We start from the raw sequence: 2,924 nt of genomic DNA on the forward strand, positions 1-2,924 counted from the left end.
CATTGATGTCGGCTGAAAGCCAGTCTTCGCGGGCAAGCCTCGCTCCTACAGGGCCCGGGCCTGCCGCCTCACCCTCCGTTCTTGAGCAACCCACCAAAAGCCTCCAACTCACTCTTCTCCACATCCGACACCAGCACATACCGCAGGTGATTCTCCTGCCACGACACCACATTGAACCCGCGAATGGTCTGTGTCTGCCGTGGTTTGTCCGCCTCGGACGCAGGCAGGATGAAGACGTTGATGATGTGCTTGGCCCGGCCATAACTCAGGGCTGCGGTGGTCTGGTGTTGCAGGTAATCCAGGCGTCCGCCGAGCAGGGGGAAACCCTGTTCCTTGTAATCGAACACCGGGGGCGAAAAGTCGAGCTTGCCGGTGAACCAGGGCTTCACCGTATGGCGGTCGGACGACACCACATCGTTCAGATGTTCACCCATCAACGAACGAACATGGCTGGAAACCGCCTCGTCCATCAAGGGCTGTTCGCTGCCCGGTGTCGCGACAAACAGCACCATCGCCAGGGCCAGCGCCGCTGCGGAAAACGCCGGAGCAAACCAGTTTCGCCAGCGTTCGATAACCGAAACCTTTGCCGGCTCGGCGGGAAACACCCGGGCCGTCAACGACGCGGGCGTCTTGTAGTAAGCAGCCTTCTGCTTCACACCCGTCACCAACAGCTTCGCCTGATCATGCTCCCGCGCACACGCCGCGCACCCGGCCAGATGCCCGGCCACAGTCGCGGTCGTCGCAGGATCGAGTTCCTTGTCCAGATAGCCATGCATCAGCGTCTGGCAAGCGGTGCAGTCGAGTTCATTCATGGGCGTGCAACTTCATCAGTTCGAGCTTGAGCATGGCGCGAGCCCTGGCCAGCCTGGACATGACCGTACCGATCGGAATGTCAGCCACCAGGGCGATGTCCTTGTAGGGCAGATCTTCGAGTTCCTTGAGCACGATCACCTCGCGATACGCCGGCGGCAGGGCGCACAGGGCTTGCTGGATCAGCGCCGCGTTTTCGGTGTAGATGGCCAGCAGTTCCGGGGAGTGAGCCTGGCTGGGCAGGTCGTCCTCTTCACTGTGCTCGTCGCTGAACGCCACCCAGTGCCGACCCGCCACGGCCTTGAGCCAGGTGTAACTCTCGTTGCGCACTATCGTCAGGAACCAGGCCTTGGCATTGCCATCGGTGAAACGCTGCGAAAACCTGAAGGCTCGCAGGGCGCTTTCCTGCACGACATCGCTGGCGGCGCTGTCGTTGCCGGTCAGCCAGCGCGCCAGGTTGTAGGCGGCATCCAGGTGCGGCGCAAACAGTTCCTCAAATCGCTTCATAGTGGTTTCCGCACTTACCCACCTCTATAACTGCGCCTCGCCGAGTTTTATTCCCCGAAAAAACTTTATTTTTTGACCGGGAATAAACCCTCGTATTGCCCGGTTTTGCCTCGTGTCAGCGACATCACCCGCTACATGACTGTAGCTCTCCAGCGAGGTAGTACCGATGGACACTCATGCAAAGCAACTCTTGCGTACCGAGGACCTCTTGAATCCCGACCGGCGAACGCTGCTCAAGTGCTCGGCCTGGGCCGGGGCCGGCGTGATCTGGGCCCTGAGCGGCGGCATTCCCCGGGCTTTTGCTTTGGACGAAGCCGGACAGATCTCCGACCCCAAGGCGCTCGCCAGTTCCTTCCATTTCGTGCAGATCAGCGACTCGCACATCGGCTTCAACAAGGAGGCCAATCCGGAACCGCTGAAGACCCTGCAGGTGGCCATCGACAAGGTCATCGCGCTGCCCAAGCGGCCTTCGTTGATCCTGCACACCGGCGACATCACTCACTTGTCCAAGGCCGAAGAATTCGACACCGCCGACCAGGTGCTCAAGGGTTTGCCGGCGACCGTGCACTATGTGCCGGGCGAGCACGACACCCTCGACGAGGGCGGCGGCAAGCTATATCTGCAGCGTTACGGCAAGGGCACCAAGGGTAACGGCTGGTACAGCTTCGATGACCATGGCGTGCATTTCATCGCGCTGGTCAATGTCTTCAATTTCCAGGCCGGGCACGAGGCGAATCTGGGGCCTGAGCAACTGGCCTGGCTGGCGGACGATCTGCGGGCGGTGAGCAGCAGCACGCCGATTGTGGTGTTTACCCATATTCCGTTGTGGACGATTTATCAGCCTTGGGGCTGGGGCACCGAGGATGGCGATCAGGCGATTGCGTTGCTGCGCAAGTACGGTTCAGTGACGGTGCTGAACGGGCACATTCACCAAGTGATCCAGAAGGTCGAAGGCAATATCACCTTTCATACGGCGCGGGGGACTGCTTATCCACAGCCTGCACCGGGTACGGCACCCACGCCGGGGCCGATGACGGTGGCGGCCGATCAACTGCGCAATTACCTGGGCGTCACCGATGTACGCGCGACTCAGGGTGAGCACCCGTTGGCACTGATCGATTCGACACTGGTTTAGGGGAGGGGATGATGATGAAAGCGCGATTTCTGGCAGTGGTCTGCCTGATGTTCTCGATGCCGGTGTGGGCTAATGAAGTGAAGATCGACATCAAGGAATTCATGTTCGGCCCCATGTCCCTGACCATCGCCCCGGGCACCAAGGTGACCTGGGTCAACGACGACGAAATCCCCCACACCGTCGCCGAAACCCACAAGCTGTTCCGCTCGGCGGCGCTGGATACCGGCGACAGTTATTCCTGGGAGTTCGATACACCTGGGGAGTTCGAGTACTTCTGCTCGCTGCATCCGCAGATGATCGGGAAGATCATTGTCGTTCAGTAGATTTGGAGATCACCGGTGGACCCTGTGGGAGCGGGCTTGCTCGCGAAAGCGGTGTGTCAGTCGACATCATTGCTGAATGACACGACGCCTTCGCGGGCAAGCCCGCTCCCACAGTTTTTTGTGCCGATCACAGCATCTCCAAACAACCC

The 2,924-nt window shown here is 60.1% G+C and carries 4 protein-coding genes; 2 read left to right on the forward strand and 2 right to left on the reverse strand.

Going from position 1 to position 2,924, the window contains the following annotated elements:
* Nucleotides 1-68: 68 nt before the first annotated feature.
* Together ACW9JE_RS29990 and ACW9JE_RS29995 are read right to left on the reverse strand one after the other, a co-directional pair.
* A complete protein-coding gene (locus ACW9JE_RS29990; RefSeq protein ID WP_457434819.1) occupies nt 69-812 on the reverse strand; it encodes an anti-sigma factor family protein in 744 nt (247 codons plus the stop codon).
* Complete coding sequence (locus tag ACW9JE_RS29995) at nt 805-1,317, reverse strand: sigma-70 family RNA polymerase sigma factor (protein WP_457434820.1); 513 nt, start codon at nt 1,315-1,317, stop codon at nt 805-807. Before ACW9JE_RS29995 ends, ACW9JE_RS29990 begins: the two co-directional genes overlap by 8 nt.
* A 166-nt stretch (nt 1,318-1,483) precedes the next feature.
* On the opposite strand from ACW9JE_RS29995, the gene ACW9JE_RS30000 reads away from it, so the two are divergent.
* Both ACW9JE_RS30000 and ACW9JE_RS30005 read left to right on the forward strand, forming a co-directional pair.
* The gene (locus tag ACW9JE_RS30000) at nt 1,484-2,452 is read left to right on the forward strand and encodes a metallophosphoesterase family protein (protein WP_224540941.1); all 969 of its coding nucleotides are present in this window, start codon (nt 1,484-1,486) and stop codon (nt 2,450-2,452) included.
* 14 nt (nt 2,453-2,466) lie between these two features.
* A complete protein-coding gene (locus ACW9JE_RS30005) occupies nt 2,467-2,775 on the forward strand; it encodes a plastocyanin/azurin family copper-binding protein (protein ID WP_457434821.1) in 309 nt (102 codons plus the stop codon).
* Nucleotides 2,776-2,924: the final 149 nt, after the last annotated feature.

This window comes from Pseudomonas sp. SDO55104_S430 (assembly GCF_054070595.1).